Below are 2,023 nucleotides of genomic sequence, written 5' to 3' on the forward strand. Positions count from 1 at the left end.
CCTGAAATCAGTGCTGCACTCTCAATGGATTGCGCGGCAGGTTTAGTCGCATGTAGTCAAGCAATGGGTATGTGCATTAGAGAAGATATTGCTTTAATGTATGGCCAGTTCCATTTGGGCAAGGCACAACTAGGAGCAAAGCTATTAAGATTAAACAAAGATAAAGGTTGGCTTGTTCCTCCACCACTACACTTAAACTCTCCAGATAAAGAATAATATTCTTTGGGCAATCAAATTTTGATTGCCCTTTTATGATTGATTCACAATATGTGTCAAAAGCAACATTACACATTCATTCTCTTATTGAACTAAACTGCCCCGTTAGTTGAAGATGGACTCTGTTATTGGAAGTTCCCAATAATCTAATATGGTCCAAGAAATTTGAGGATCCCCATTGCAAGACTTCATTGAACCCACGTATGCCTGGTCAGTTTGTTTACCTTCATCAAAATAATGTTTAATTATTTCTTTTGTAGAGGCCGTAACATTTTGTTGAGAAATGTCTTTGTGGTCTATTGTTGATTTTTTATGAAGGAATAAAAAATTCTGTTCATCATTAAATAGGAATGCAACAGCCATTTGTTTAAGTTTAAAGAGTAACTCTCCCTTTGATTTGTTAATACATCTTAATTCTATTCAAATTATGGATGTTCCTTCTTCAACAATTGAAATCCCCTTCCTCTATTCGGAAAATCAGTTAATAGAATCTTATTCCCTGAAATCAATAATCCGCCATGAAAATAAAAGTTATCCGATATAGAAATTTGTATTGAAAGTAAAGGAAATTCATTTAGTTTTGTYGAAATATTATGATTTAGACAGTGGTCAACAAGGGCTGTGTGGTCCATGAGTGATAAGTTAACCTAACAGTTTGGGGTCTACTAGTGATTTGTGGTCTATAAATGGCCATAATATCAGATCATCTGATGATTCACGAGTGGTTGGTGCTTTATTAATGAAGCAAGAATAATGCATCATTTGTTGCGGAGTGGTCTATTAGTGATGAGATGACTTAGCTTTGGGGTCTACAAGTGGTTTGTGATCAATAAGTGGTCGTAAAATCAAATCCTCTAGTGAATCACGAGTGATTAGTGCTTTATTAAGGAAACAAGAATGATGCATCACTTGTTGGTTCGTACACCATAAGTGATAACTCATATTTGTTCATATTTAGATAACTATTTATCGTGGTGGTCCATCAGTGTTGTATTCTCTACAAGTGGACCATACAGGTAACCCATTGAGGATCTACCGGTGGCTCGTGAATGATTAGTGCTGCACAAGTGATTAATCATTAAAGGTTATGTGGTACATGAATGGTTAAGCAGGGTCTGTTCCTAGATAGAAGTGATATTCTAAAAGAAACATTAATGTAATTCTGTAATGTCCTACAAGTGGCTAGTGATTGAGTGGTGCAGCAAGAGTGATTCATCAGTAGTGCTATGTTGTACATGTCTGTTGTTCCATTTATGGGGCACAGATCATTTGTGGCCCACTAATACTTAAAAAGAAGGCGGTATGTACATGGAGTTGAAAGAGGCAGTTTGGCAAATCAGTGACTTCACAGAAGAAATCCAAAGAAGATACGAAGAAGTAACAGCTGTTAAAGAGTCCGTTCACTACAATACCGTCGATAAATGGTTTAAAGATCTCGAGAACAAAGGGATTCATTATATTCAAAGAGTAGCTGAGAAAAAGGTATACGATGATTTAGATGTAGCCATCGCCATATTCATCATGAAAAAAAGATCTCAAAAGTGGAGTTTAGATGCAATTTCCAATGTCCTTTCAGCTCAAATGGAAGTTCGACCGTTCCCTGACTTACAGAATGAGGAACCACAAGGGCTAAGTGAGGCACAAGTGATGGTGGAAATGGGCCGTAGATTCGATAAAATGCAGAAAGAGTTTGAAGAAAGATTATTTTACGAAATGGATATGAAGAAGAAAGAACTTGAACAACAATTCCTGAACAGGCTACCAACCCCAAAAACCGATCAGGAGATAAGAGCTGAAAAAACTGACC

At 36.8% G+C, this 2,023-nt stretch carries 1 protein-coding gene and 1 pseudogene; both read left to right on the forward strand.

The genetic code is table 11. From position 1 onward, the window contains the following. The coding region (locus AC1DSL_RS17565; protein WP_477533217.1) for a DUF3231 family protein at window positions 1-216 on the forward strand (216 nt) is incomplete at its 5' end. Window positions 217-1,524: 1,308 nt separating this feature from the next. Further along, window positions 1,525-2,023: pseudogene (locus AC1DSL_RS17570) on the forward strand (hypothetical protein); the annotation flags it as partial.

The sequence above is a fragment of the Paenisporosarcina sp. P4_D4 genome, assembly GCF_056401835.1.